The organism is Stenotrophomonas lacuserhaii, assembly GCF_039674585.1.
Taxonomy (GTDB): domain Bacteria; phylum Pseudomonadota; class Gammaproteobacteria; order Xanthomonadales; family Xanthomonadaceae; genus Stenotrophomonas; species Stenotrophomonas pennii_A.
Genome location: NZ_JBDJNU010000053.1, coordinates 1 through 23,548, shown reverse-complemented (window position 1 = coordinate 23,548; position 23,548 = coordinate 1). Strand labels below are relative to the sequence as shown.

Here is a 23,548-nt window from a genome sequence, read left to right as displayed (position 1 = left end):
GACCAATGGTCGGCGGATATCCATCAGCTCAACTGACAAATTCCGCCGACCATGGGTCGGCGCTACCAGAGCCGGATGTTCCCAGGCCGCCATGGACCCGCGCCATGGATGGCGCGAAACGAGGCCCGCAGGAGCGGGTGTTGCCGTCCCCCGCGAACCTGCCCCGGCCCGCCAGCCAGTGAAACGCTGTACCGCTTAGAACTCCTGCCAGTCGCCGTCGCCGGCGATGACCGGTTGCCGCACCGTTGCGCGGCGGGTGGTCGGGCGTGCGGTGACCGCAGGCGCCTTGGCGGCCGAGGAAGCGCCGGTACGTGCGGCGGGCGCAGCGGCCTTGGCCGGCGCGCTGTCGGCCAGTCGGAACTGGGCCACCGCATCGGTCAGCTGCATCGCCTGTTCTTCCATCGAACGGGCCGCCGCGGTGGCTTCTTCCACCAGCGCCGCGTTCTGCTGGGTGGTTTCGTCCATCTGCACCACGGTCTGGTTGACCTGTTCGATGCCGGCGGACTGCTCCTGCGAAGCGGCGGAGATCTCGGCCATGATGTCGGTCACGCGCTGCACGGAGGCGACGATTTCGCCCATCGTCGCGCCGGCCTGGTGCACCAGCGTCGAGCCGTCGGCGACCTTGCTGACCGACTCGTCGATCAGGCCCTTGATCTCCTTGGCGGCGGCGGCCGAACGCTGCGCCAGCGTGCGTACTTCGCTGGCGACCACCGCGAAACCACGCCCCTGGTCGCCGGCGCGCGCCGCTTCCACGGCGGCGTTCAGCGCCAGGATATTGGTCTGGAAGGCGATGCCATCGATCACCGAGATGATCTCGGCGATCTTCTTCGAAGACGCTTCAATGGCGGACATGGTGGTGACCACCTGGCTGACCACCTCGCCGCCCTGGCTGGCGACACCGGCGGCGCCGATCGCCAACTGGTTGGCCTGGCGCGCATGGTCGGCATTCTGGCGCACGGTGGAGGTCAGTTCCTCCATCGAAGCGGCGGTCTCTTCCAGGTTGGCCGCCTGCTGTTCGGTACGGCGCGACAGATCGTTGTTGCCGGCGGCGATTTCGCTGGCGGCGCCGCGGATGCTCTGCGCCGACACCTGGATGCTGGACACGATGTTGGTCAGCTGGCCGACCGTGGTGTTGGCATCGTCGCGCATCAGCGCGAACACGCCGTGGAATTCGCCGTCCATGCGTGCGGTCAGGTCCCCGGCGGCGATCGCCCGCAGCAGCTGCGACAGCTGCGACAGGTTGCCGTCGGCTACATGCATCATGGTGTTGAGCTGTTCGATCATGAGTTTGAAATCATGCTGGAACTGCTCGGCATCGCCGCGCTGGCTGAAGTCACCGACCGCCGCGGCCGATGCCAGCTGCTGGATCTGCGTGTTGATCGCCAGCAGGCTGGCCTTGGCCGCATCCATGGACTCATGCAGGAAGGCGCGGCTGGCCGGCAGGCGGCGTGCGTCCGGTTCCAGGTTGCCGATGGCGTACTGGTTCAGCACGTCGACCGCATCGCGCAGTGCGTCCAGGTGTTCGAAGATGACCGTGTTGATGCCGTGCGCCAGCTCGCCATACACGCCGGGGAAGTCTTCCGGGATACGGTGGCTGATGTCCGGGCCGGCGTGCATTTCCACCATCTGCTGGGTCTGGCTGGAGAAGCGGCGCAGCGTGGCGGTCATCTCCGCGGTGGCGGCCAGCATGCGGCCGGCTTCATCATTGCTGCTGGCCTGGGTGGTGACGCTCAGGTCGCCGCGTGCCACGGCCTGGATGGCCTGCACGGCCTTGCCCAGCGGCACGGTGATGGCGCGCGAGATGATCACCGCCAGCGTGGCCGCCACCAGCGACAACAGCAGCATCGCGACGATGATGGCGACCAGGCTGGTGTGGTGGGTGGTGTTTGCGTTGGCGATGCCCTGGTCCATCAGCTTGCCGCTGTAAGCGCTGAGGGCCTTGAGGTCTTCGAACAGGGCGCGACGCAGGGGGCGCGACTGCTCATCGGAGATCTGCTGCGCCAGCACCGCATCGCCACTGCCGCCGGCCGCGCGCAGCTGTTCGTTGGCTGCCAGATACGCGGCGACCGCTGCCTTGACCTTCGCATACAGGGCGCGCTCGGTGGCATCGGCCGGCAGTGCAGCGTAGGCATCCAGTTCCTGGTGCACCACCTGGGCGGCGGCGTCCATGCGCTTGTTGTAATCAGCCACCTTTTCCGGCTTGTCCAGCATGGTCAGCTGGGCCATTTCATAGGTGCGGAACTCACCCAGCTGCGAGCGCACTTCGCCCAGGTGCTGCACCGAGGGAATGGCATTGCTGGCCATGCCGCGCAACTGTTGGTTGGCCTCGGACAGGCGCAGCAGGGCGAAGCCGCCCAGCACGAGGGTCATCAAGGTGGTCAAGGTGAATCCCACCGCCAGCTTGCGGGCGATGGGGAGATCGGCGAACCACTTCATGCGGGTGCTCCAGGGCAGGGCGGGGCGCAGCGGCCGCGCCGCTGGGCGATGTTGGAAAGGACTCGGGACGCGGCGGTGTGGGGGTCATCACGCCGTCTTTACAGATAGCGGCGCGGCTGCGCGGATCTGTAGCGCCGAGCCGTGCTCGGCGACGCTTTTTTTATTCCGCCGAGCATGGCCCGGCGCTACCGTGCAGGTTGTTGCGTCAGGCGGCCTGCGGCACGCGCAGCGAGCGTACCAGCCCGCCGATGTCCACGATGAGCGCGACACGGCCATCGCCGAGGATGGTGGCGCCGGACACACCGCCGATGCGGCGGTAATTGTTTTCGATGTTCTTCACCACGACCTGCTGCTGGCCGACCAGTTCGTCCACTTCCAACGCGATCTTCTGGCCATCGCCTTCCACCACCACCACCAGCGATTCGTCGCTGTGGCGCTGGCCGTAGCCGTAATACTCGCTCAGCGACAGGATCGGCAGGTACTCACCGCGTACCCGCAGCACGCGGCCTTCGCCGGCCATGGTGCGGATGTCGCTGGCCTGCGGCTGCAGCGCCTCCAGCACGTACGCCAGGGGCAGGATCAGGGTTTCGCCGGCCACCGAAACGGTCATGCCGTCGAGGATCGCCAGCGTCAGCGGCAGGCGGATCAGCGTGCGCGTGCCGATGCCGGCGCGGCTTTCGATCTGCACTTCGCCGCCCAGCGCCTGGATGTTGCGGCGGACCACGTCCATGCCCACGCCGCGGCCGGACAGGTCGGTCACCGCATCGGCAGTGGAGAAGCCGGGCTGGAAGATCAGGTCCCAGACCTGCGCGTCGGTCGGGTTTTCCGGCACGGCCAGGCCGCGCTCGGCCGCCTTGGCCAGGATCCGGTCGCGGTTCAGGCCGTGGCCGTCGTCGCTCACTTCGATGACGATGTGACCGCCCTGGTGGGATGCGGCCAGGGTGATGGTGCCGGTTTCGTCCTTGCCCGCGTTGCGGCGGAATTCCGGCATTTCCAGGCCATGGTCGATCGAGTTGCGCACCAGGTGGACCAGCGGGTCGGCGATCTTTTCGATCAGGCCCTTGTCCAGTTCGGTCCCTTCGCCGATGGTCTTCAGGCGCACCTGCTTGCCGAGGCGGGTGGACAGGTCGCGGACCAGCCGCGGGAAGCGGCGGAACACCGCATCCACCGGCAGCATGCGCACGCCGATCACCGCTTCCTGCAGGTCACGCGTGTTGCGCTCCAGCAGGTCCAGCCCGGCGAACAGGCGTTCGGCATGGGCCGGGTCGATATGGTTGGACACCTGCTTGAGCATGGCCTGGGTGATGACCAGCTCGCCGACCAGGTTGATCAGCGCATCGACCTTGTCCACGCTGACGCGGATCGAGGATTCGGCTTCCTGCGCCGGGGTCGCAGCGGCCGTGGCGGGCGCTGCGATGGCGGGCGCTGCCGCCGCCGCCGGCGTGGCCTCGACCTCGGCCGGTGCGGTGGTGGCCAGGCTGGGCGGTGCGACCGGACGGATGTCCAGCTCGCAGTCGTCGACCACCCAGGCGAAGGTATCTTCGATCTGGCTGCGCTTGATCTTGCCGATCAGCCCGAGATCCCACGCCAGGTGGGCTTCGAACGGATCCAGCTGTTCGAAGCCGGGTAGCCGCTCAAGGCGTGCCTGCACCTGCAGCGGGCCGAGGTGTTCCAGTTCGCGGATGATGCGCAGCGGATCATTGCCGCTCATGAACATCGACGGTGCCGGGGTGAAGCCGATCTGCCAGGCTTCCGGCTCCGCTTCGGCGGCGACCGGGGCGGCCGCGCTTGCTGCCGCCGGGGCCTGGCCGGACAGGATCGATTCCAGTCGCGCCTTCATCGCCGCGACCGTGGCCGGGTCGGCCTGCACGCCGTGTTCGGCTTCGCGGAGCAGGGCGCGCAGCACGTCCACCGAGGCCAGCATGGCATCCACCGCATTGGCTTCCAGCGCGCGTTTTCCGGCGCGCAGTTCGTCCAGCAGCGTTTCCAGTACGTGGGTCAGCGCGGCGATGGCATCGAAGCCGAAGGTACCGGCGCCGCCCTTGATCGAATGCGCCGCACGGAACACCGAATTGATGATCTCTGCATCGTGCTGGCCGGATTCCAGGGTCAGCAGTCCGGCTTCCATGGCGTCCAGCCCTTCGCGGCTTTCCTCGAAGAAGGTGGCGTGGAAACGTTGCAGGTCCATGCTCATGTCAGGTGTGTTCCAGGGGCGGGCGCGGGGGACGGGATGGCGTGGGCGATCAGCCCAGGACCTTCTGCACGGTGGCGATCAGCTGTTCGGGATTGAACGGCTTGACCAGCCAGCCGGTGGCACCGGCGGCCTTGCCTTCGGACTTCTTGTCGGCGGCCGATTCGGTGGTCAGCATCAGCATCGGGGTGAACTTGTATTCGGCCAGCTGGCGCAGTTCGCGGATCAGCGAGATGCCGTCCATGTTCGGCATGTTGACGTCGGTGACCACCGCGTTGAAGCGCTGGCCCTTGGCCCGGCCCAGCGCGACCGCGCCGTCCTCGGCTTCTTCGACGGAAAAACCGGCCGAGGTGAGGGCGAAGGAAACCATCTGGCGCATCGACGCCGAGTCGTCCACCACCAAGATACGTGCGCTCATGCCGCGTTCTCCACAGATTTCAGGTTGTCATGGGATACAGCCAGGCCGAGGGCCTGGGTGACGCCGAGCAATCGCGCGGCGTCGGTGAAGGTTGCGGTGCTGCCGCTGAATTCCGTCTGCAATCCGGCACCGCGCCGGGCCTGCACGAATGCGCACAGGACCTGCATGGCGGCGGTGTGGATACGGCCCACCCGGCTGGCGTCGAGGGTCAGCGGGTCGGCCGCGGCCAGCAACGGGGCCAGGCGGTTCTTCAGCTCGGTGCTGCTCTCGATGCCGAGATCTTCACCCAGGTCCACAGTGCTCATTGTTGCTCCGGACAAACGGTTCCAGACTTCATAGCGGCAATATCCGGGGAAGCTTTAGGGTTTGGTTTTTTGTTTCGCGTCCTGGTGCAGAAGCAGAAGCCTGGGGCGAAGGGGGGCGGGCAGGGTCAGGCAGGACACGCCGCAAGTACGTCCGTGTAGGCTTGTGTTCGGCTCCTGCCTCACACAGTCCTGCCTGACCCTGCCCGCCCCCCTCGCTGACAGTCCGCGCTTGGGCCGCGGGTGGTGGGGGGAAGGGCAAGGGCGAAGCGCGGAGCGCGTGCCTCCTGCGAGTGCTGGCTTTCAGTTCAGGAGCTGGGTGGCGTCCAGGAGGATCATCGGTTGCTGGTGGAGGCGGGCTACGCCTCGGAAGATGTCGTTGCTGATGCGGCAGATGCGGGCGGTGTCGGGGGGCTCTATCTGCGAGTCGCTGAGGTTGGTGACGTCTTCCACGGCGGTGACGCGCAGGCCCATGATCTCGCCGTTTTCTTCCAGCACCACGATGCGGGTCTGGGCGTCTTCGCCGGCCGGTGCGCCGCCCAGGTGCACGCCCAGGTCCATGACCGGGACCACCTGGCCGCGCAGGTTCATGATGCCGAGCATCGCCGGGGCGGTGCCGCGCAGGGGCAGCAGCGGCACCGGCAGCACCACTTCCTGCACTTTCAGCAGTTCCAATGCGTAGGCCTGGCTGCCGCAGCGCAGGCGCAGCCAACGCGAGCTGCGCTCGGTGGCGCGTCGCTGCGGGGATGATGCGTAACCGCTCTGGCGGGCCTGTTCCTGCAGTTCCTGCCAGGTGCTGGGCGGGTTGGCATTCGGCTGCGCCAGCGCGGGGGTCGCGCGGGCCACGGTGCGCGGAGGCAATGCGGGCGCCGCAGGCGCGGCGGGCGGCGAGGGGGCGAGCAGGGCGGCGATGGGATCGGCAGCGGCAGCGAAGGCGGCTTCCAGCGAGGGACTGTCCGCGTTGGTGAGCACCGCGCTGACGTCCTCGCCGGTCTCGTAGATCACTTCGTCCGGCAGGTCGTCCCAGGTCGGTTCCGGTCCCGCTCCAGCAGCATCCAGCGGCGCGTCGGCGGCGGCATCAAAGGCGGCCTGCAGGCTCGCTTCGTCCATCAATGCGGGGTCTTCGCTGCTGGCCGGCCCGGTCTCGTAGACCACCTCGTCGGGCAGGTCGTCCCAGGTCGGCTCGCGTTCGGCGGGGGGCTGGGCTGCGGTTTCGGCAGCCGCGACCGCGACCGGCTCGGCGACCGTCGTGGTGGCTTCGCCCAGCAGCTGTTCCAGGTAATCGTCCAGCACGGTTTCGTTGTTCATGCGGCCTGCTCCAGTGCGCGCGCATCGTCGGCCAGGATCCAGTCCAGCGCACGGCGGTAGGCGGCCAGGCCGCGGCCGGGATAGTCGTCCCCTTCCACCGGCGCCATCAGCGTGGCGGCGTTGCTCATCCGCGTGTCCACCGGGATCGCATCCTCCCAGACCCGCGTGCCATGGCTGTCCTGCATCTGCCGCAGGCTCTCGTTGCCGGCGCGGGTGCGACGGTCGAACAGGGTCGGCAGGATTGACATCGGCAGCGGGCGGCGACGCGAACGTTCGACCATTTCACCCGTGCGGACCATGCCGTCCAGCCCGTGCAGGGCCAGCGGTTCGGCCTGGGTGGGGATGATCAGGCGATCCGCTGCGGCCAGCGCGTTGATCATCAACAGGCCGAGCGTCGGCGCGCAGTCGAGCAGGATGTAATCGTGACGCCCGGCGTGGCGTGCCAGCGCATTCTGCAGCGACAGTCCCAGTCCGGGCTGGTTGGCGCTGCGCCGTTCCAGCGTGGCCAGCGCCGACTGCGCGCAGACGTGGTCCAGTCCGGGGATGCGGCTGGCATGGCACAGCGTGGCCAGTTCGGCCGGCGGTGCGGCGAACAGTTCCAGCACGCCGGCCGGCGGCGGATCCAGCGGGATGCCGAACGAGCGGGTCAGTGAAGCATGCGGGTCGAGATCGATCAGCAGCACGCGGTGGCCCATGGCGGCCAGTTGCCGGCCCAGCGCCAGGGTGGTGGTCGTCTTGCCGACGCCGCCCTTCTGGTTGGCGATTGCCCAGATGCGCATCGGTCTACTCCTTCATGGCGGGGGTGACGGCGGCGCCGATCGGGCTGCCGGCCGCTGCCGGCCCCCGTGGCGCCTGCGGGGTGGGGGGTAAGGAAATCGGGGTGATCGGCGCGGGCGCAGCGCCGCCCGTGGAGGCGTTGAGCCGCTCGCTGATCGGGTCCACGCCGTGCGTGGTATCGGCCAGGATGATCACCATCACGCGCCGGTTTCGGTTGCGTCCGACGGCGCTGGTGTTGTCCTCGCGCGGGCGGAATTCGCCGTAGCCGACCATCGCCAGGCGGGCCGGCTGCAGGCCCTGGTCGGCGAACAGGTGCACCACGCTGGCGGCACGCGCGGCCGACAGTTCCCAGTTGGAAGGGAACTGCGCGGTGGCGATCGGCACGTTGTCGGTGTGGCCTTCCACGCGCACGCTGTTGGGCACATCGCGCAGCACCCCGGCCAGCGTGGACAGGGTGTCACGCGCCTGGACGTCCAGCACCGAGGCACCGGTCGGGAACAGGATATCGCTGTTGATCTCCACCTCGATCCACAGCTCGGTACGGCGCACCGTGATCATGCCGCGGTCGATCAGCGGCGCCAGCGTGGCGGTCAGGCGGTCGGCGATCGCGTTGAGCTGGCGCTCGGCCTGCTTCAGCTGCTCCTCATCACGGAAGGACACCGGTGAACGCATCTGCGATGCCATCGCCGGCAGCAAGGATGGGTCGTTGGCCGGCGCGGGTGCTGACGGACCGACGCGGCTGCCGGCGTTGATCACCGACGGCGCGTCCCAGCCACCGCCCTTGACCTGGTTGCTGCCGACCTGCACGGGATTGAGGGTGCGCGGGGCCGAACCGAAGGCGGTGCTCAGCGCGGCGGCGACCACGCGGTACTTGCCTTCGTTGACCGATGAGATCGCATACATCACCACGAAGAAGGCAAGCAGCAGCGTCATCAGGTCGGCGTACGGAATCGCCCAGGCCTCATGGTTGGCATGCTCTTCGTGGTGCTTGCGGCGGGCCATGTCAGTGCAGGAACCCGCTCAGGTTGGATTCGATGTTGCGCGGGTTCTCGCCCAGCGCGATCGAGATCAGGCCCTCGATGGCCATCTCGCGGTCACGGGTATTGTGCGCTATCACGCTCTTGAGCTTTGCCGACACCGGCAGGAACAGCAGGTTGGCCGAGGCGATGCCGTAGATGGTGGCGGTGAAGGCCGCGGCGATGCCGTGGCCGAGCTTGCTCGGGTCGGCCAGGTTCTTCATCACCGCGATCAGCCCCAGCACCGCGCCGATGATGCCCAGCGTCGGCGCATAGATGCCCATCGCCTCGAACACCTTGGAGGCGGCCAGGTCCTTGTGCTCCTGGCTGCTCAGTTCGATCTCCAGCATGTGCCGGATGGTTTCCGGCTCGACCCCGTCCACCAGCAGTTGCAGCCCCTTGCGCAGGAACGGATCGGACTGCGCTTCCACCTGCGCCTCCAGGCCGAGCAGGCCCTGGCGGCGGGCGATGTTGCTCCATTCCACGATCTGGGTGATCAGTTGGCGGCGATCGCTCTGCGGCGGGCGGATCACCCAGCGCACGATGGTGAAGGCATGCTTGAACACCGCCGGGGCGGTATGCAGCAGGATCGAAGCGAGGGTTCCCACGATCACGATCACGAACGCGGCCGGCGACCACAGCGACGCCAGGCCAGCGCCCTTGAGGATGCTGCCCCCGACCAGTGACGCCAAGGCGAGGAAGAGTCCTATGAGGCTGAGTCTGTCCATGGATCGGTTATCGGCCCGTAGCGGTGTGACTTGAGTTGCCGGCCGGCAGCATGCCGACCGACGTCACAGTTTCAGTCAATCGTGCGGGCTGCGAAGCCCGTCGACATCGAGGATCAGTGCCATCCGGCCATCGCCGATAAGGGTGGCACCGGCATAGCCGCGCAGGCCGCGCAGCGCCTTCGGCAAGGGCTTGATGACCACCTCTTCGCGGCCGCGCACCTGGTCCACGACCAGCCCGAAGCGTGCTTCGCCCGCCTGCAGCACCACGATGGTCAGCAGGTTGGACTGCATCGGCTCCACGTCCAGCCACTGGCGCAGGTCCACCAAGGCCAGGGTGTGCGAGCGACGATCGAGCACCGCGCGACCATCGAACCAGCCCAGCGAGGTGGCCGGTGCATGCAGCACCTCCAGCACGCGGGCCAGCGGCAAGGCGTAGACATCTTCCCCGGCCTGCACCAGCAGGGTCGGCAGGATCGCCAGGGTGAGCGGTACGCGGATCATGAAGCGGCTGCCACGGCCCAGTTCGGACTGGATCTGGATCTGTCCGCTGAGCTCGCGGATGCGTGACTGCACCACGTCCATGCCGACGCCGCGACCGGAGATGTCGGTGACCTGGGCCTTGGTCGAAAAGCCCGGCAGGAACACCAGGTGCAGGCATTCCTCGCTGCTCAGGCGGGCAGCGGCTTCAGGATCGATCAGGCCCTTCTCGCGGGCCTTGGCGCGCAGCTTTTCCGGATCGATGCCGGCGCCGTCATCCTGCACTTCGATGCTGACATAGTCGCCTTCCTGCTGCGCTGAAAGCCGTACGTGGCCACTGCGCGGCTTGCCCTGGGCTTCGCGCAGGTCAGGCATTTCCACGCCGTGGTCGATGGCATTGCGTACCAGGTGCACCAGCGGATCGGCCAGCGCTTCCACCAGGTTGCGGTCCAGCTCGGTTTCCGCGCCGACCAGCTCCAGTTCGACTTCCTTGCTCAGCGAGCGGGCCACGTCGCGGGCGACCTTGGGGAAGCGCGAGAACACCTTGCCCACCGGCTGCATGCGGGTGCGCATCACCGCCGACTGCAGCCGGGCGGTGGCGATGTCCAGGGTGGAGACCGCGCGGTCGAGTTCTTCATCGCGCAGGCGCGCGCGCAGCGTCTTGAGCCGGTTGCGTGAGAGCACCAGCTCGCCGATCAGGTTGACGATGGCGTCCAGCCGTTTGGTGTCCACGCGCACGGTCTGCTCGGCTTCGGCCAGCGGCTTGGCCGGCTTGGGCGGGGCGGCGGAACTGGCTGCCGGTGCACGGGCGGCGGGCGCGGCGGGCTTGGCGGGAACGGGCGCAGCGGCCACCGGGGCAACGGCCTGGGCGCCGGGCACGGCACCGCCGTGCAGCTGGTCGAGCAGGGCTTCGAACTCGCCTTCGCTGATCATCGCATCGGCGGCCTTGGGTGCCACCGCGGTCGGTGCGCCGCCACCATGCAGCTGGTCAAGCAGGGCTTCGAACTCGTCATCGCTGATGAGTGAAGGGTCGCTTGAGGTCGCTGCGGCGCTGGCGGGCGCGGCGCCGACATCGAACTGGGCGATCAGCTCCGGTGGCGCATGGCCGGGCTCTTCGCCGGCCGAAACCGAATCCAGCATCGCCTGCAGGTAGTCCAGCGACTGCTGGCCGGCATCGAAATGGTGCGGCTGCAGCGTGGCCTGGCCGGCACGCACCAGACCGAGGGTTTCTTCCGCGGCGTGGCACAGTTCCACCATGGCGGTGATACCGAGGAAACCGGCACCGCCCTTCAGCGTGTGGTACCCGCGGAACACCGCGTTTAGCTGCGGGCTGTCCTGCGGGTCCTGCTCCAGGGTGACCAGCTGCTCGCCGAGACGATCAAGGATTTCCTGCGCCTCGATGATGAAGTCGGCAGCGATGTCGTCGGCGATTCCACTCATCTTCAGAGCCCCAGGTCGGACAGCAGGTCGTCGGCGTCGTTCTGGGACACCGCATGGCGGTCCACGCCGTGCACCGCGGGCCCGGCCAACGCCGGTTCGTGGCGGCCCTGCTGGCGCTGCCCTTGCAGTTCCGGCGGCAACCCGAGCGCGCCGAAGCCTTCATGCACGCGCCGCACGATGCCGACCACGCGGCGGATGATCTGCCCGGTCAGGTCCTGGTAGCTCTGGGTCAGGGCGATCTCGGTCAGGTTGTGGCGGATGCGCTCCAGCGCCTGCTGCTGCTCCAGCAGCGGCAACGCCTCTTCACCCAGGCGTGCGGTGAGTGCACGGCATTCCTCGGTCAGGTCCAGGGTGCGGTGGGTGGCCTGTTCGGTCATCGTCACCACGTGGTCCAGTCGGGCGCAGGCGTCGTCCAGCTCACCGGCATCGGTGGTGACGGTGGGCAGTTCGCCCAGCGCCTGGCCAAGCTCGCGCGCCAGCCGTGACAGGCCGGCCATCATCGGCTGGGTGCGTGCGGCGGCCAGTGCGTCGATCTGCACCCGCCAGCCGGTCTCATCGCCGGCTTCCAGCGCGGCAAGCGCTTCCTGCAGCCGCTGCACCAGCCAGGCCTTGTCCATCGCTGCATCCATGACAACGGCCATCAGGCGCTCGCCGCCAGGCGTTCGAAGATCTTGCCGAGCTTTTCCTGCAGGGTCAGTGCGGTGAACGGCTTGATGATGTAGCCGTTGACGCCGGCCTGGGCCGCTTCGATGATCTGTTCGCGCTTGGCTTCGGCGGTGACCATCAGCACCGGCAGGGTCTTCAGGCGTGCATCCGCCCGGATCGCCTTGAGCAGCTCGATACCGGTCATCACCGGCATGTTCCAGTCGGTGACCACGAAATCGAAGGACTGGCTCTGCAGCATCGCCAACGCGGCATGCCCATCTTCAGCTTCGGCGGTGTTGGTGAAGCCGAGGTCGCCGAGCAGGTTCTTGACGATGCGACGCATGGTCGAGAAGTCGTCGACGATCAGGATGCGCATGTTCTTGTTCAAAGCTTGATTCCTCTTGGGTACTTACGCTTCCAGGCCCGCGTCAACGGCCTCGAAGGTTTTCAGTCGGCCACGCAGGCGCAATACCGCCTGGCCGTGGATCTGGCAGACCCGCGACTCGCTCACGCCGAGCACTGCGCCGATCTCTTTAAGGTTGAGTTCCTGTTCGTAATAGAGCGACAGCACCAGCTGTTCGCGCTCGGGCAGGTGGCCGATCGCCTTGCCCAGCTCGCTGCCGAACTGGCTGCGTTCGAGCACCTGCTGCGGGGTCGGACCGCCCTGGGCAATGGTGTCCAGCTCGCCCTGGTCTTCGATCCGCGATTCCAGGCTCAGCACCTGGCCGCGCGAGGCATCTTCCATCAGCCGCAGGTAGTCCGGAAGCGGGATGTCCATCGCCGCGGCGACCTCGGTGGCCGACGCGGCACGGCCGCTGGCCTGTTCCAGCCGGCGGATGGTCGCGGCGGCATCGCGGGCACGGCGGTGCACCGAGCGCGGCACCCAGTCGCCACGGCGGATCTCGTCGATCATCGAGCCGCGGATGCGGATCGAGGCGTAGGTTTCGAACGATGCGCCCTGGTCGGCGTCATAGCTGCGCGAGGCCTCGATCAGCCCCATCATGCCGGCCTGGATCAGGTCGTCGACCTCCACGCTGGCCGGCAGCCGTGCCGCCAGGTGGTGGGCAATGCGCCGCACCAGGTCCGAATGCTGGTTGATGCATTCGGTCGCTGCGGTGCGTTGTACTTCGCGGTACTGTGCTGCGCCCTTCATGCCACCACCCCGCGCTGCTTGAGGATGCGCTCAAGGAAGAACTCGACGCCGCCGCGTGGCTCGGTGGGCGCCTGCCAGCGTGCGGTGCGGCGGGCGATCTCGTTGATCGCCAGCGCCGACGGGCTGGACGGGTAGGCCTTCACCACCGGCTGCTGGCGCTGCACCGAAAGGCGCAGCCAGTCGTCCTGCGGCACGCAGCCGAGGTAGTTCAGCGAGACATCGGCGAGGAACTTCTCGCAGACCCGGCTCAGCTTTTCGTACAGCACGCGGCCTTCGTTGGAGTCGCGCACCATGTTGGCCACCACCTGGATCCGGTCCACGCCGCGTTCGCGCGACAGCACCTTGATCAGGGCGTAGGCATCGGTGATCGACGCGGGCTCGTCACACACCACCACCACGGTGTCCTGGGCGGCCTGGCAGAAGGTCAGCACGCCATCGGTGATGCCGGCGGCGGTGTCGACCACCATGACATCCAGGTCGCGCTCCAGTTCGGAGAACACATTGACCAGGCCGACATGTTCGGCCGGAGCCAGTTCGGCCATGTGCCGGCGACCGGACGCGGCAGGGACCACCAGCACGCCGTTCGGGCCTTCGATGATGACTTCTTCCAGCGTGCAGCGGCCGGCGATCAGGTCGGCCAGGGTGAACTCCGGCTTCAGGCCCAGGATCACGTCGATGTTGGCCAGGCCCAGGTCGGCGTCCAGCAGCAGCGTGCGTTTGCCCATGCCCGCGAGCGCCACGGCCATGTTGGCCGAAACGTTCGTCTTGCCCACGCCGCCCTTGCCGCCGGTGACGGCGATGGTGCGGACAGGGCCCAGCGGCTGGCTGCGGGTGGCCGACAACGGGAAGGCGGTGGTCAGCTTGGCGTACTCACGCGACGGCATGGTTCAACTCCGGGTTGCAGGGCATATCGGCCGCGCGGCGCAAATCTTCAAGGCGAAGTACGAGATTGGCTGCACTGGCCCGGTGCAGGTCTTCGGGAACGTCCTGGCCGTCGGTCACCCAGGTGATCGGCAGGCGGTGGTCGACGGCCACCGACAGGGCGGTGCCGAAGCGGCCGGTTTCGTCCAGCTTGCTCAGCACCACGCCCTGCAGGTTGGCCGCACTGAAGCGGCGCACCACTTCATCCATGTCGCCGAAACTGGTGTTGGCCGGCAGCACCAGCAGGGTGCTGACCTGGGGGGCGGCGCGCAGCCACTGCAGCTGCGAGGCCAGGGTGCGGTCGCGCGGGCCGACCCCGGCGGTGTCGATCAGCACCAGCTTGTAATCCTTCAGGCGCTCCAGCAGCTGGTCCAGGTCGGTACCGCTGTTGGCTTCATGCACGGCGATGCCGAGCTGGCGGCCGAAGCCGTACAACTGCTCGCGGGCGCCGATGCGGGCGGTGTCGGTGGTGACCAGGGCGACGTCGCGCGGGGCGTGGGCTTCGGCGAAGCGCGAGGCCAGCTTGGCGATGGTGGTGGTCTTGCCGGCACCGGTGGGACCGACCAGCGCGATCACCCCGCCGGCTTCCAGCGGGTCGACCGGGGAGATCGGCAGCTTGCGCGACAGCAGGCCCAGCATCAGTCCGCGGCCACGGTGGGCTTCGGTGTCCAGCGGGATCTGCAGCACCACGTCGCGGGCGATGCCGGCGTCGAAGCCATATTCGTCCATCAGGTCCAGCGCGGTGGCACGCACCGGGTTGCCGCGCAGGCGCTCGTCGGTGAAGCGGTGCATTTCGCGCTCGATGACCTGGCGCATGCCGGCCACTTCATTGCGCAGGTGGCGCATCTCTTCGTCGTCGCGGGCGATGACGGTGAGGGTGGGGGGCGCAACCACCGGCGGCGCCGGCGGAACGACTTCGGCCAGCTGGAGGGCGGGAGCCGGTGCGGATTCCGCCGGGCAGGGCGCGGCGCTACCGGCCAGGGGTAGCGCCGACCCATGGTCGGCGAGCGAAGCGGGCCGTGGACGGGAAGATTCCGCCGAGCATGGCTCGGTGCTACCGACAGCGGAGGTTTCCGCCACGAAAGCCGGAGCGATGATTTCCGCCTGCGGTGGGTGACGACCGTTGGTCGTCACGCTGTCGCGGTCGGTCAGCTCCGGCACCTGTGCGGCGAAGGCCATCGGCAGCGGCGGCGGCAGCACCGCCGGGGCGCGCAGGACCTGCGCCGGAACGCGCGGTGCAACGGCCACTGCCGGCACTGCGACATCGAAGGTTTCGTCCTCCACCCAGGCGCGCGGCAGCGCCGGGGCGGGGCGGCTGGCAGCGATCCGCGGCGCATCGGCCGGGGGCTGCACGAAAGGCGCGAAGATCTGCTCCGGCAGCGCCGGTTCGTTGACGGCCGGCGGCGACGGGAATCGGGCCAGGCCACCGGCGGCCCGCGCCAGGGTGGCAGCGAAGCCTTCGCTGCAGCGACGCGGCACGCCTTCGTCGGCGCTGTTGAGGGTGCGACCGGTAGCACCGACCGCAGCACGTGCCAGCGCGGCCACGGCTGAGGTGGTCGCGGCCACCGGCTCGACGTCCTGTTCCGGCGTGCGGCGGCGGGTCATCGCCGCGATCATCGCATCGGCGGCAGTGCGCGGACGCGGCGCCGGAGCCGCCACCGGGGCGCTGTCCTTGCGTGCGGTTTCCAGGGCGCGCTGCACCACGCTTTCGTCGTAGTGCGCGGCGGCCACGATTTCCACGCCTTCCTCGATCCGCCGGTTGGACAGGATCACCGCATCGGGGCCGTGTTCCTTGCGTACCAGGTTCATGGCCGAGCGCATGTCGGCGGCGACGAATCGTTTGATTTTCATGCTGGGGTACCGGGACGGATTCGTTTCAGGGGCAGGGGATCGCGGGTGGTCGGTGGTCAGCACGGTGCGGGGTCCCCTTCGGTAATGGGTGGATCAAGACGTTGCATTGGCGCTGCTGCCGGCTTTCCGCCACCGGGTGGAACCGCGTCTCAGCTGATGGTGCCTACCAGCTTCAAACGCTTGTCCTCCGGGACTTCGCTGTAGGCCAGCACCGACAGCGAAGGAACGCTGTGGCGGACCAGTCGTGCCAGTGCGGCACGGACCGGGCCGGGTACCAGCACCACGGCGGGCTCGTTGCGGGCTTCCTGCTTGCTGACACAGTCGGCAAGGCTCTGGTGCAGCCGTTCGGCGAGTCCGGGTTCCAGCGCAGCGCCGTTGCCCTGCGTGGACTCCTGCAAGACGCGTTCCAATTGCGGGTTGAGGGTGAACACCGGCAGCTCGGCGGACATGCCGGCGATCTCCTGCACGATGAAACGGCCCAGCGTGTTGCGTACCGCCGCGGTGAGCGTGGCCGGGTCCTGGCTGGACGGCGCCGTCTCCACCAGCGCTTCGGCGATCTTGCGCAGCTGGCGCACCGGGATGCGTTCGACCAGCAGGTTCTGCAGCACGCGCACCACGATCGACAGCGGCAGCGCCTTGGGGGTCAGGTCTTCCACCAGCTTGGGCGCGCTCTTGGCCAGGTTGGCCAGCAGCTGCTGCACTTCTTCGTGGCCGAGCAGTTCCGGGGCGTGTTCGCGGATCAGGTGCGAAAGATGGGTGGCGACCACGGTGGCCGGATCGACCACGGTGTAGCCCATCGTTTCAGCGTGGGCGCGCTGGTGCGGCTGGATCCAGGTGGCATCCAGCCCGAAGGCCGGGTCCTTGCCGGCGATGCCGTCCAGCTGGCCCAGCGCGCTGCCCGGGTCGAGCGCAAGCTCGCGGTCGGGATGGATCTCCGCGGTGGCCACCGGCACACCGTGGATCAGCAGGCGGTAAGCGGTGGCGGGCAGTTCCAGGTTGTCGCGGATGTGGACCGAGGGGATCAGGAAGCCGATGTCCTGGGTCAGCTTGCGGCGCACGCCCTTGATGCGTGCCATCAGTTCGCCCCCTTGGGCGGCGTCCACCAGCGGGATCAGCCGGTAACCGACTTCCAGTCCCAGTGGATCGACCGGGCGCAGTTCGTCCCAGGTCAGTTCGGCCGTCGGTGCCGGGGCCGCCGGACGACCGAGCGCATCCATGGGCGGGGCGGCCGGTGCAGTGCTCGCCGGGTCCAGCGCCGCCTGGCTTTTCTTCCAGGCTTTCCAGGCCAGGAAGCCGAGGATCGCGGCCAGCGTCAGGAAGGCGACGTTGGGCATGCCCGGTACCAGGCCAACCACGCCGATGATGCCGGCGGTGATCGCCAGCGCGCGGTACTGGCCGAACACCTGGCCCATCATCGCCTGGCTCATGTCCTGCGACCGCGAGGCGCGGGTGACCAGCATCGCCACCGCGCTGGACACCAGCAGGGCCGGCAGCTGCGCCACCAGACCGTCACCGATGGACAGCAGGGTGTAGGTGGCGGCGGCATCGCCGAAGGCCATGCTGTGCTGGAGCATGCCCACGGCCAGCCCGCCGATCAGGTTGATGAAGAGGATCAGGATGCCGGCGATCGCATCGCCGCGGATGAACTTGCTGGCACCGTCCATCGCACCGTAGAAGTCGGCTTCCTCGCGCACTTCCTCGCGGCGCAGCTTGGCTTCCTCGCGCGTCAACAATCCGGCATTCAGGTCGGCGTCGATGGCCATCTGCTTGCCGGGCATCGCATCGAGGATGAAGCGCGCGGTCACTTCGGAAACGCGCCCGGCACCCTTGGTGATCACCACGAAATTGATGATGGTCAGGATCGCGAACACCACGATGCCGACCGCGTAGTTGCCGCCGATGACGAACTCACCGAAGGCGGCGATGACCTTGCCGGCGGCTTCGTGGCCGTTCTGGCCGTTGAGCAGGATCACCCGGGTGGAAGCCACGTTCAGCGCCAGCCGCAGCATGGTGGTGACCAGCAGCACGATCGGGAAGATGGTGAAGTCCAGCGGCCGCTTCACGTACACCACCGCCAGCAGCACCATCATCGAAATGGCGATGTTGAAGGTGAACAGGGCATCCAGCACCGGGGCGGCCAGCGGCACCACCACCATCGCCAGCAGGGCCATGACAATCAACGGCGCGCCAAGGCCCTGGCGGATCATCGCCAGCACGTTGCGGGTGTTGAGGCCGCCGGCCTGCGCGCTCATCGGCCCGCTCCGTCAAGCGGCGTGCCGGGCGGATGTTCGGCCACGTCCACGTAGGGCTGGGCCGGCATCGGGCCGCTGCGCCAGTTGCGCAGCTGGTAGACATAGGACAGCACCTGGGCAACGGCCGAATACAGTCTCACGGGGATTTCCTTTCCGAGTTCCCCTTCCCTATACAAGGCGCGTGCCAACGGCGGCGCCGAGACGATCGCCACCTTGTTGCCTTCGGCGATCCTGCGGATGTGCAGGGCGGTTTCATCCACGCCCAGCGCCACCACGGTGGGCGCGCCCATCTTGCCGCCTTCGTACTTCAGCGCCACCGCGTAGTGGGTCGGATTGACCAGCACCACGTCGGCGGTGGGCACCGCCTCCATCATCCGGCGGTTGGCCATCTGGTGCTGCATCTGGCGGATGCGTCCCTTCACTTCCGGGCTGCCCTCGCTTTCCTTCATTTCCCGGCGCAGCTCTTCGCGGGTCATCTTCAGCTTGCGCATCCAGTTCCAGCGCTGGTACGGCGCATCGATGGCGGCCAGCAGCAGCATTGCCACCGCCGTGCCCAGCAGCAGCTTCAGGGTGAAGCCCAGCCCGCGCACGATCGCGCTTTCCAGCGGCAGGTGCAGCAGGCCGCGCAGCAGGTCCATGCCGCCCCACATCACGATGCCGGCGCCCACGCCGACGAAGGCCACGCGCAGCAGCGACTTGGTGAACTCGGCGATGGCTTCCGGGCCGTACAGCCGCTTGAGGCCGGAGGCCGGATTCATCCGGGTGAAGTCCGGCATCATCGCCTTGGCCGACCAGCGCAGGCCGCCCATCGCCACCGGGGCGAGGAAGCTGGCCAGCAGGCAGACGATCAACAGCGGGGCGGTCACCAGCAGCAGCCGTAGGAACAGGTCGCCGACATGGCCGAACAGCTCCATGGGGTGCTGGCGCAGGGAAAGGTCCGGCTTCAGTGCCTGCTTCATCCAGTCGATGGCGCCGGCCGCCAGGCTGCCGCCGGTGGCCATCACCGCCAGCACACCACCGCCGAACACGGCAGCGGTCGCCAGCTCGCGCGAACGCGGGGTGTTGCCCTGTTCGCGGGCCTCGCGCAGGCGTTTTTCTGTCGGCTGTTCGGTCTTTTCGCCGCCGTCTTCGTTCTCGGACATCGCGCGCAGGTCTCAGGGAATCACCGCCTGGCTGCAAGATCCATGCCTGCAGGAGCCGGGCCCGGGCTCAGCGCACCACCGCGCCAGCGGCCTCGAAGGCAGCGTCGAACAGGCGCTGCACCGGCGGACCCATCTCACCGGCCAGCACCGCAAGCAAGGCCAGGCCGAGCAGCAGGGACACCGGCAGGCCGAGCTGGATCGGGTTGAGCGCCGGTGCGGCACGGGCCAGTGCACCGAAGGCCAGGTTGACCGCCAGCATCGCCACGATCAACGGCAGCGCCAAGCCCACGCCGCCGCGCAGCACGGTCAGCAGGAAGGTGGGCGCTATGCCGACCAGGGCCGCCGGGTCGGGCAGGGTGGCTCCGATGGGAAGCGCGCGATAGCTGTCCACCAGCAGCGAGATCAGCGCCAGATGGCCATTGGCAGTGAAGAACAGCAGGCCGAACATCAGGTAGAACCACTGCCCGATCACGCCCGAGCTGCCGCCGCGCATGGGGTCGGCCATCTGCGCGAAAGACAGTCCGGTGCCCTGGGCGATGAGCTCGCCGGCCAGCGCGCCGGCCTCGAACACCAGCCGCAGCATGAAGCCGATGGTGATGCCGATGACCAGCTCGCGGAAGATGGTCAGCACGGTGGCGGCATCGAAGCCGACCCAGCTGGGGACCGGCGGCAGGATCGGCGCCAGCGCGATCGCCAGCGTGGCCGACAGCAGCAGTTTGATCCGTGACGGCACCGCACGCGTGCCGATCAACGGCATCGCCATGATCATCGCGCCGAGCCGCAGCAGGGTCCACAGCGTGTCGCCGATCATCCCGAACGCCTGCAGGCCGTCCGCTGCCATCTGGGTAGCCGGATCCATCGCCGCGTGCCTAGCCGATCAGGTGCGGGATGCGCTGGAACAGCAGGATGGTGAACTCCACCATGTGCCCCAGCAACAGGCTGCCCAGCGCGAACAGCACCGCGGTCAGCGCGGCCGCCTTCGCCACGAAGGCGATGGTCGGTTCATTGAGCTGGGTGGCGGCCTGCACCACGCCAACCACCACGCCGACCACCAGCACGGTCAACAGCAGCGGGCCGGCTACCCACAAGGTGGCGATCAGGCCGCCACGCAGTTCGGTCAAGGCAAGTTCGGGAGACATCGCGGTTCCGTTGTGTGACGTTCTAGGTAGCCTCGAGCTTGCTCGAGGGCTTTCTGCTTCAGGCAGGATTGAAGCTGGCCGCCAGCGTGCCGACGGTCAGCACCCAACCATCCACCAGCACGAACAGCAGGATCTTGAACGGGGCCGACACCAGCATCGGCGACAGCATCATCATGCCCATCGACATCAGCACGCTGGCTACGACCAGGTCGATGATCACGAACGGGATGAAGATCAGGAAGCCGATCTCGAAGGCGGTCTTCAGCTCGCTGGTGACGAATGAAGCGACCAGCACCGGGAACGGCACGGCATCCGGGCTGGCATACGTGCCATGCCCGGCGATGCCGGCGAAGGTCATCAGGTCGGTCTCGCGGATCTGCGCCAGCATGAAGCCGCGCAGCGGCTGGGTGGTCAGCGTCCAGGCGGTCTGGAAATCGATCTGGCCATCCAGATAGGGCGCCATGCCGGCGCTCCATGCCTTGTCCCAGGTGGGCAGCATGATCATCGCGGTGAGGAACAGCGCCAGCCCCAGCAGCACCTGGTTGGACGGGGTCTGGCCGGTGCCCAGCGCCTGCCGCAGCAGGGCCAGCACGACGATGATGCGGGTGAAGGCAGTCAGCACCAGCAGCATCGACGGGATCAGGGTGATCGCGGTCATCAGCAACAGGGTCTGCAACGGCAGGCTGACCGGCTGGCCGCCGATGCGGCCAACATTGACGTCCGGCAGCGGGGTGCCCGGCGCGCCCGGCGCGGCGAACGCCAGTGCCGGCAGCAGCATCAGCAACAGGGTCAGCCAGGGCAGCCAACGGGCGGTGGCCCGCTTCGGCAGGGCAGGCGTCTTCGACATCAGGCGCATCTCAGGAATCCTTGCGCAGCCGCTGCTGCAGCAACTGGGCGAAATTGGGCAGGTTCTTCAGGTCCGGCACGCGCATCGGCGCCGGCGGTGGCAGCGGTTCGGCCAGCGTGTCCAGCTTGCTGATGCCGCCAGCGGTGACCCCGAGCAGGATCTGTTCGCCGTTGACGTCCAGCACCACCACGCGCTCCTTGGCGCCGACGGCGATGCTGGCGACCAGCTTCAGCCCTTCGGCCTGGCGGAAGCTGCTGCCGGGCATGCGCTTGAGCAACCAGCCCAGGCCGACCACCAACGCCAGCACCAGCAGCAGCGCCAGCACCGCGCCGAACAGGCCCGGGGTGGACGGTGCATGCTGGCCGACCACCGGGGCGGCGGCCTTGCTGGCGGCCTGGCCGGTGGCAATGAGCAGGAACAGGCTCAACGCAGTCTCCGGATCCGTTCGCTGGGGCTGACCACGTCGGTCAGGCGCACGCCGAAGCGGTCGTTGATCACCACTACTTCGCCATGCGCGATCAGCGTGCCGTTGACGAACACGTCCAGCGATTCGCCGGCGCCGCGTTCCAGTTCCACCACCGAACCCTGGTTGAGCTGCAGCAGGTTACGGATCGGCAGGCGGGCGCGGCCCACTTCCAGCGACAGCGTCACCGGCACGTCCAGGATCACGTCCAGGTTGAGATCGGCACCGGTCGCCTCTTCGGCCTGCAGGGCTTCGAACTGGGCGGCGATGGCTTCTTGGCGCTCGGTTTCATTCATTTCGGTTCTTCCTGGATGACCGGGACGCGTGGACGCGTGCCCGGCGGATGGGTTGCGGTGATCTTCACGGCGTTCATGCCATTGGCCACGCCGAAGGTGCCGGTGAACACCGGGATCTCTTCGACGCAGATCGGCACGTGCTGCGGCAGCTCGATCGGCAGGATGTCGCCGACCTTCATGCGGGTCAGCTCGCGCAGGCTCATGCGCTTGGTGGCCAGCACGCTGGACAGGGTGACTTCGGCCACGTTGAGCTGTTCACGCAGGGTCTGGCCCCAGCTTTCGTCACGGTCGTTGCGGTCACTCTGGATGCCGGCATCGAGCAGTTCGCGGATCGGCTCGAGCATCGAATAGGGCAGGGTGACGTGGATGTCGCCGCCACCGCCATCGAGCTCCACGTGCAACCGGCACACCACCACGTACTCGCGCGGGGTGACGATGTTGGCGAAGTGCGGGTTGATTTCCGAATTGATGTATTCGAACTCCACGTCCATCACCGGTGCCCACGCTTCACGCAGGTCGGCGAAGGTCTGCTTCAGCAGCAGGTGGATCACCCGCATTTCGGTGGCGGTGAACTCACGGCCTTCGATGCGCGTCGGGTAGCGCCCGTCGCCGCCGAAGAAGTTGTCGACGATGGCGAACACCAGGGTGGGTTCGAACACGATCAGCCCGGTGCCGCGCAGCGGCTTGAAGCGGATCAGGTTGAGGTTGGTCGGCACGTACAGCGTGTGCATGTAATCGTTGAACTTGACCAGTTCGATGCCGCGCACGGACAGCTCGGCCGAGCGCCGGATCAGGTTGAACAGGCCGATGCGCCACAGGCGGGCGAAGCGCTCGTGGACCATTTCCAGGGTCGGCATGCGACCGCGGATGATGCGGTCCTGGCTGGCGAAGTCGTAGTTGCGGGCTTCGCCCGGAACCGCGCCGTCGTCGTCGGTCTCCACCGCGCCACTGTCCACGCCATGCAGCAGGGCATCGATTTCATCCTGTGACAGCAAGTCGTTCATCAGGCGCCCTTACTGGGTCACGAAGCTGGTGAACAGCAGGTCGTCGGCGCACTTCTTGCCGGTCTCGGCCAGCAGCACCTTCTGCACTTCGGCCAGCGAGGCGGCCTGCAGCTTCTCCTTGCCGGCGCGGTCGGCGATCTGGTCCGGAGTGACCTGCGAGAACAGCATCAGCAGGCGCGCGCGCAGGGCGGGGGAATGGGTCTTGATCGATTCCAGCGCGGAGCTGTCGCGGGTCATCAGCTGCACTTCCACCTGCAGGTAGCGCGGGCCGTCGACCGGGCCGTTGAGGTTGACCACGAACGGTGGTTCCAGGCCGAAGTACTGGGCCGGGGCCGGCGGCGCCTTCGGCTTGGCCTGGGTGGCGGGGGCGCCATCGGCGGCATGCGGGGCCTGGGTGAAGTACCACACGCCGCCACCTGCGGCGGCAGCGGCGACGACCGCGATCAGGGCGATCACAAGCACGGGACGGCGCGAGGGGGCGGCCTTGTCCTTGTCGGCGGATTTCTTGGTTTTATCTACGGCTGCGGCCACGTGTGGAGCTCCTGGAGGTTGCCTCCGGGCACATGCAAGTGGCGTGCCGCAATGGATGGCGGCGAACGGCTGGGCCGCTCGTGGTGGGGCGCGTAGAGCTTCGGATTCCTGGGTTGGGCCGGGCGGTGGGGCTGGTCGGGGGACGGCAAAAGCTGCGTCCATGCGGGCCTCGTTTCGCGCCATCCATGGCGCTCAACGCCCCCGCCCAGCC

The 23,548-nt window shown here is 67.9% G+C and carries 23 protein-coding genes; all 23 read right to left on the bottom strand.

All coding sequences use genetic code 11. The annotated features are described in order from the left end of the window. Positions 1-195: 195 nt before the first annotated feature. Positions 196-2,436: a methyl-accepting chemotaxis protein gene (locus ABE522_RS15950; protein ID WP_346592536.1), complete on the bottom strand. Its 2,241-nt coding sequence runs from the start codon at positions 2,434-2,436 to the stop codon at positions 196-198. Positions 2,437-2,641: 205 nt separating this feature from the next. Beyond that, positions 2,642-4,630 carry a chemotaxis protein CheA gene (locus tag ABE522_RS15945; RefSeq protein ID WP_346592535.1) on the bottom strand — a complete coding sequence of 663 codons (1,989 nt, stop codon included), beginning with the start codon at positions 4,628-4,630 and terminating at the stop codon, positions 2,642-2,644. 49 nt (positions 4,631-4,679) lie between these two features. After that, positions 4,680-5,045 (bottom strand): response regulator, encoded by a 366-nt coding sequence (locus ABE522_RS15940; protein WP_042613857.1) that lies wholly within the window; start codon positions 5,043-5,045, stop codon positions 4,680-4,682. Further along, positions 5,042-5,350 (bottom strand): STAS domain-containing protein, encoded by a 309-nt coding sequence (locus ABE522_RS15935; protein WP_101099696.1) that lies wholly within the window; start codon positions 5,348-5,350, stop codon positions 5,042-5,044. The genes ABE522_RS15940 and ABE522_RS15935 overlap by 4 nt, the downstream gene beginning before the upstream one ends. Before the next feature lie 300 nt (positions 5,351-5,650). Beyond that, positions 5,651-6,655: a chemotaxis protein CheW gene (locus ABE522_RS15930; protein ID WP_346592534.1), complete on the bottom strand. Its 1,005-nt coding sequence runs from the start codon at positions 6,653-6,655 to the stop codon at positions 5,651-5,653. Continuing rightward, positions 6,652-7,434 (bottom strand): ParA family protein, encoded by a 783-nt coding sequence (locus ABE522_RS15925; RefSeq protein ID WP_346592533.1) that lies wholly within the window; start codon positions 7,432-7,434, stop codon positions 6,652-6,654. The genes ABE522_RS15930 and ABE522_RS15925 overlap by 4 nt, the downstream gene beginning before the upstream one ends. Before the next feature lie 4 nt (positions 7,435-7,438). Then, complete coding sequence (motD, locus tag ABE522_RS15920; RefSeq protein ID WP_346592532.1) at positions 7,439-8,434, bottom strand: flagellar motor protein MotD; 996 nt, start codon at positions 8,432-8,434, stop codon at positions 7,439-7,441. Position 8,435: 1 nt separating this feature from the next. Continuing rightward, positions 8,436-9,176, bottom strand: a complete 741-nt coding sequence (locus ABE522_RS15915; protein ID WP_057508268.1) for a flagellar motor protein — start codon at positions 9,174-9,176, stop codon at positions 8,436-8,438. Between the two features lie 75 nt (positions 9,177-9,251). Next, a complete protein-coding gene (locus tag ABE522_RS15910) occupies positions 9,252-11,093 on the bottom strand; it encodes a chemotaxis protein CheA (protein WP_346592531.1) in 1,842 nt (613 codons plus the stop codon). 2 nt (positions 11,094-11,095) lie between these two features. Next, a complete protein-coding gene (locus ABE522_RS15905; protein WP_346592530.1) occupies positions 11,096-11,734 on the bottom strand; it encodes a protein phosphatase CheZ in 639 nt (212 codons plus the stop codon). Further along, positions 11,734-12,126: a chemotaxis response regulator CheY gene (gene cheY, locus ABE522_RS15900; RefSeq protein WP_042613865.1), complete on the bottom strand. Its 393-nt coding sequence runs from the start codon at positions 12,124-12,126 to the stop codon at positions 11,734-11,736. The genes ABE522_RS15905 and cheY overlap by 1 nt, the downstream gene beginning before the upstream one ends. 21 nt (positions 12,127-12,147) lie before the next feature. Further along, positions 12,148-12,891: an RNA polymerase sigma factor FliA gene (locus ABE522_RS15895; protein WP_042613866.1), complete on the bottom strand. Its 744-nt coding sequence runs from the start codon at positions 12,889-12,891 to the stop codon at positions 12,148-12,150. After that, positions 12,888-13,775, bottom strand: coding sequence for a MinD/ParA family ATP-binding protein (locus ABE522_RS15890; protein ID WP_042613867.1), 888 nt, complete (start codon positions 13,773-13,775; stop codon positions 12,888-12,890). Before ABE522_RS15890 ends, ABE522_RS15895 begins: the two co-directional genes overlap by 4 nt. After that, positions 13,762-15,663 carry a flagellar biosynthesis GTPase FlhF gene (flhF, locus tag ABE522_RS15885; protein ID WP_346592529.1) on the bottom strand — a complete coding sequence of 634 codons (1,902 nt, stop codon included), beginning with the start codon at positions 15,661-15,663 and terminating at the stop codon, positions 13,762-13,764. Before flhF ends, ABE522_RS15890 begins: the two co-directional genes overlap by 14 nt. 149 nt (positions 15,664-15,812) lie before the next feature. Continuing rightward, a complete protein-coding gene (gene flhA / locus ABE522_RS15880) occupies positions 15,813-17,915 on the bottom strand; it encodes a flagellar biosynthesis protein FlhA (protein ID WP_346592528.1) in 2,103 nt (700 codons plus the stop codon). Then, positions 17,912-19,057: a flagellar biosynthesis protein FlhB gene (gene flhB / locus ABE522_RS15875; protein ID WP_346592527.1), complete on the bottom strand. Its 1,146-nt coding sequence runs from the start codon at positions 19,055-19,057 to the stop codon at positions 17,912-17,914. The genes flhA and flhB overlap by 4 nt, the downstream gene beginning before the upstream one ends. A gap of 67 nt (positions 19,058-19,124) precedes the next feature. Continuing rightward, complete coding sequence (gene fliR, locus ABE522_RS15870) at positions 19,125-19,916, bottom strand: flagellar biosynthetic protein FliR (protein ID WP_346592526.1); 792 nt, start codon at positions 19,914-19,916, stop codon at positions 19,125-19,127. A 10-nt stretch (positions 19,917-19,926) separates the two neighbouring features. Further along, positions 19,927-20,196, bottom strand: coding sequence for a flagellar biosynthetic protein FliQ (locus ABE522_RS15865; RefSeq protein WP_042615527.1), 270 nt, complete (start codon positions 20,194-20,196; stop codon positions 19,927-19,929). 58 nt (positions 20,197-20,254) lie between these two features. Then, complete coding sequence (fliP, locus tag ABE522_RS15860; protein WP_191768924.1) at positions 20,255-21,043, bottom strand: flagellar type III secretion system pore protein FliP; 789 nt, start codon at positions 21,041-21,043, stop codon at positions 20,255-20,257. Positions 21,044-21,053: 10 nt separating this feature from the next. Then, on the bottom strand, positions 21,054-21,464 hold the full coding sequence (fliO, locus tag ABE522_RS15855) for a flagellar biosynthetic protein FliO (protein ID WP_346592537.1): 411 nt from the start codon (positions 21,462-21,464) through the stop codon (positions 21,054-21,056). Between the two features lie 2 nt (positions 21,465-21,466). Then, the gene (gene fliN / locus ABE522_RS15850; protein WP_042615526.1) at positions 21,467-21,802 is read right to left on the bottom strand and encodes a flagellar motor switch protein FliN; all 336 of its coding nucleotides are present in this window, start codon (positions 21,800-21,802) and stop codon (positions 21,467-21,469) included. Further along, on the bottom strand, positions 21,799-22,806 hold the full coding sequence (gene fliM / locus ABE522_RS15845) for a flagellar motor switch protein FliM (RefSeq protein WP_101099705.1): 1,008 nt from the start codon (positions 22,804-22,806) through the stop codon (positions 21,799-21,801). The genes fliN and fliM overlap by 4 nt, the downstream gene beginning before the upstream one ends. A 9-nt stretch (positions 22,807-22,815) precedes the next feature. Continuing rightward, a complete protein-coding gene (locus ABE522_RS15840) occupies positions 22,816-23,337 on the bottom strand; it encodes a flagellar basal body-associated FliL family protein (protein ID WP_346592525.1) in 522 nt (173 codons plus the stop codon). Between the last annotated feature and the right edge of the window lie 211 nt (positions 23,338-23,548).

What these genes read in the sequence shown, in the direction of transcription:
- ABE522_RS15945 (WP_346592535.1), bottom strand. Translation starts at nt 4,630, where the DNA reads ATGAGCATGGACCTGCAACGTTTCCACGCCACCTTCTTCGAGGAAAGC.
- fliN (WP_042615526.1), bottom strand. Translation starts at nt 21,802, where the DNA reads ATGAATGAAACCGAGCGCCAAGAAGCCATCGCCGCCCAGTTCGAAGCC.
- flhF (WP_346592529.1), bottom strand. Translation starts at nt 15,663, where the DNA reads ATGAAAATCAAACGATTCGTCGCCGCCGACATGCGCTCGGCCATGAAC.
- ABE522_RS15865 (WP_042615527.1), bottom strand. Translation starts at nt 20,196, where the DNA reads ATGTCTCCCGAACTTGCCTTGACCGAACTGCGTGGCGGCCTGATCGCC.
- fliP (WP_191768924.1), bottom strand. Translation starts at nt 21,043, where the DNA reads ATGTCGAAGACGCCTGCCCTGCCGAAGCGGGCCACCGCCCGTTGGCTG.
- fliR (WP_346592526.1), bottom strand. Translation starts at nt 19,916, where the DNA reads ATGGATCCGGCTACCCAGATGGCAGCGGACGGCCTGCAGGCGTTCGGG.
- ABE522_RS15915 (WP_057508268.1), bottom strand. Translation starts at nt 9,176, where the DNA reads ATGGACAGACTCAGCCTCATAGGACTCTTCCTCGCCTTGGCGTCACTG.
- ABE522_RS15925 (WP_346592533.1), bottom strand. Translation starts at nt 7,434, where the DNA reads ATGCGCATCTGGGCAATCGCCAACCAGAAGGGCGGCGTCGGCAAGACG.
- ABE522_RS15930 (WP_346592534.1), bottom strand. Translation starts at nt 6,655, where the DNA reads ATGAACAACGAAACCGTGCTGGACGATTACCTGGAACAGCTGCTGGGC.
- ABE522_RS15950 (WP_346592536.1), bottom strand. Translation starts at nt 2,436, where the DNA reads ATGAAGTGGTTCGCCGATCTCCCCATCGCCCGCAAGCTGGCGGTGGGA.
- motD (WP_346592532.1), bottom strand. Translation starts at nt 8,434, where the DNA reads ATGGCCCGCCGCAAGCACCACGAAGAGCATGCCAACCATGAGGCCTGG.
- flhB (WP_346592527.1), bottom strand. Translation starts at nt 19,057, where the DNA reads ATGTCCGAGAACGAAGACGGCGGCGAAAAGACCGAACAGCCGACAGAA.
- flhA (WP_346592528.1), bottom strand. Translation starts at nt 17,915, where the DNA reads ATGAGCGCGCAGGCCGGCGGCCTCAACACCCGCAACGTGCTGGCGATG.
- ABE522_RS15935 (WP_101099696.1), bottom strand. Translation starts at nt 5,350, where the DNA reads ATGAGCACTGTGGACCTGGGTGAAGATCTCGGCATCGAGAGCAGCACC.
- fliM (WP_101099705.1), bottom strand. Translation starts at nt 22,806, where the DNA reads ATGAACGACTTGCTGTCACAGGATGAAATCGATGCCCTGCTGCATGGC.
- ABE522_RS15905 (WP_346592530.1), bottom strand. Translation starts at nt 11,734, where the DNA reads ATGGCCGTTGTCATGGATGCAGCGATGGACAAGGCCTGGCTGGTGCAG.
- ABE522_RS15910 (WP_346592531.1), bottom strand. Translation starts at nt 11,093, where the DNA reads ATGAGTGGAATCGCCGACGACATCGCTGCCGACTTCATCATCGAGGCG.
- ABE522_RS15940 (WP_042613857.1), bottom strand. Translation starts at nt 5,045, where the DNA reads ATGAGCGCACGTATCTTGGTGGTGGACGACTCGGCGTCGATGCGCCAG.
- ABE522_RS15895 (WP_042613866.1), bottom strand. Translation starts at nt 12,891, where the DNA reads ATGAAGGGCGCAGCACAGTACCGCGAAGTACAACGCACCGCAGCGACC.
- ABE522_RS15890 (WP_042613867.1), bottom strand. Translation starts at nt 13,775, where the DNA reads ATGCCGTCGCGTGAGTACGCCAAGCTGACCACCGCCTTCCCGTTGTCG.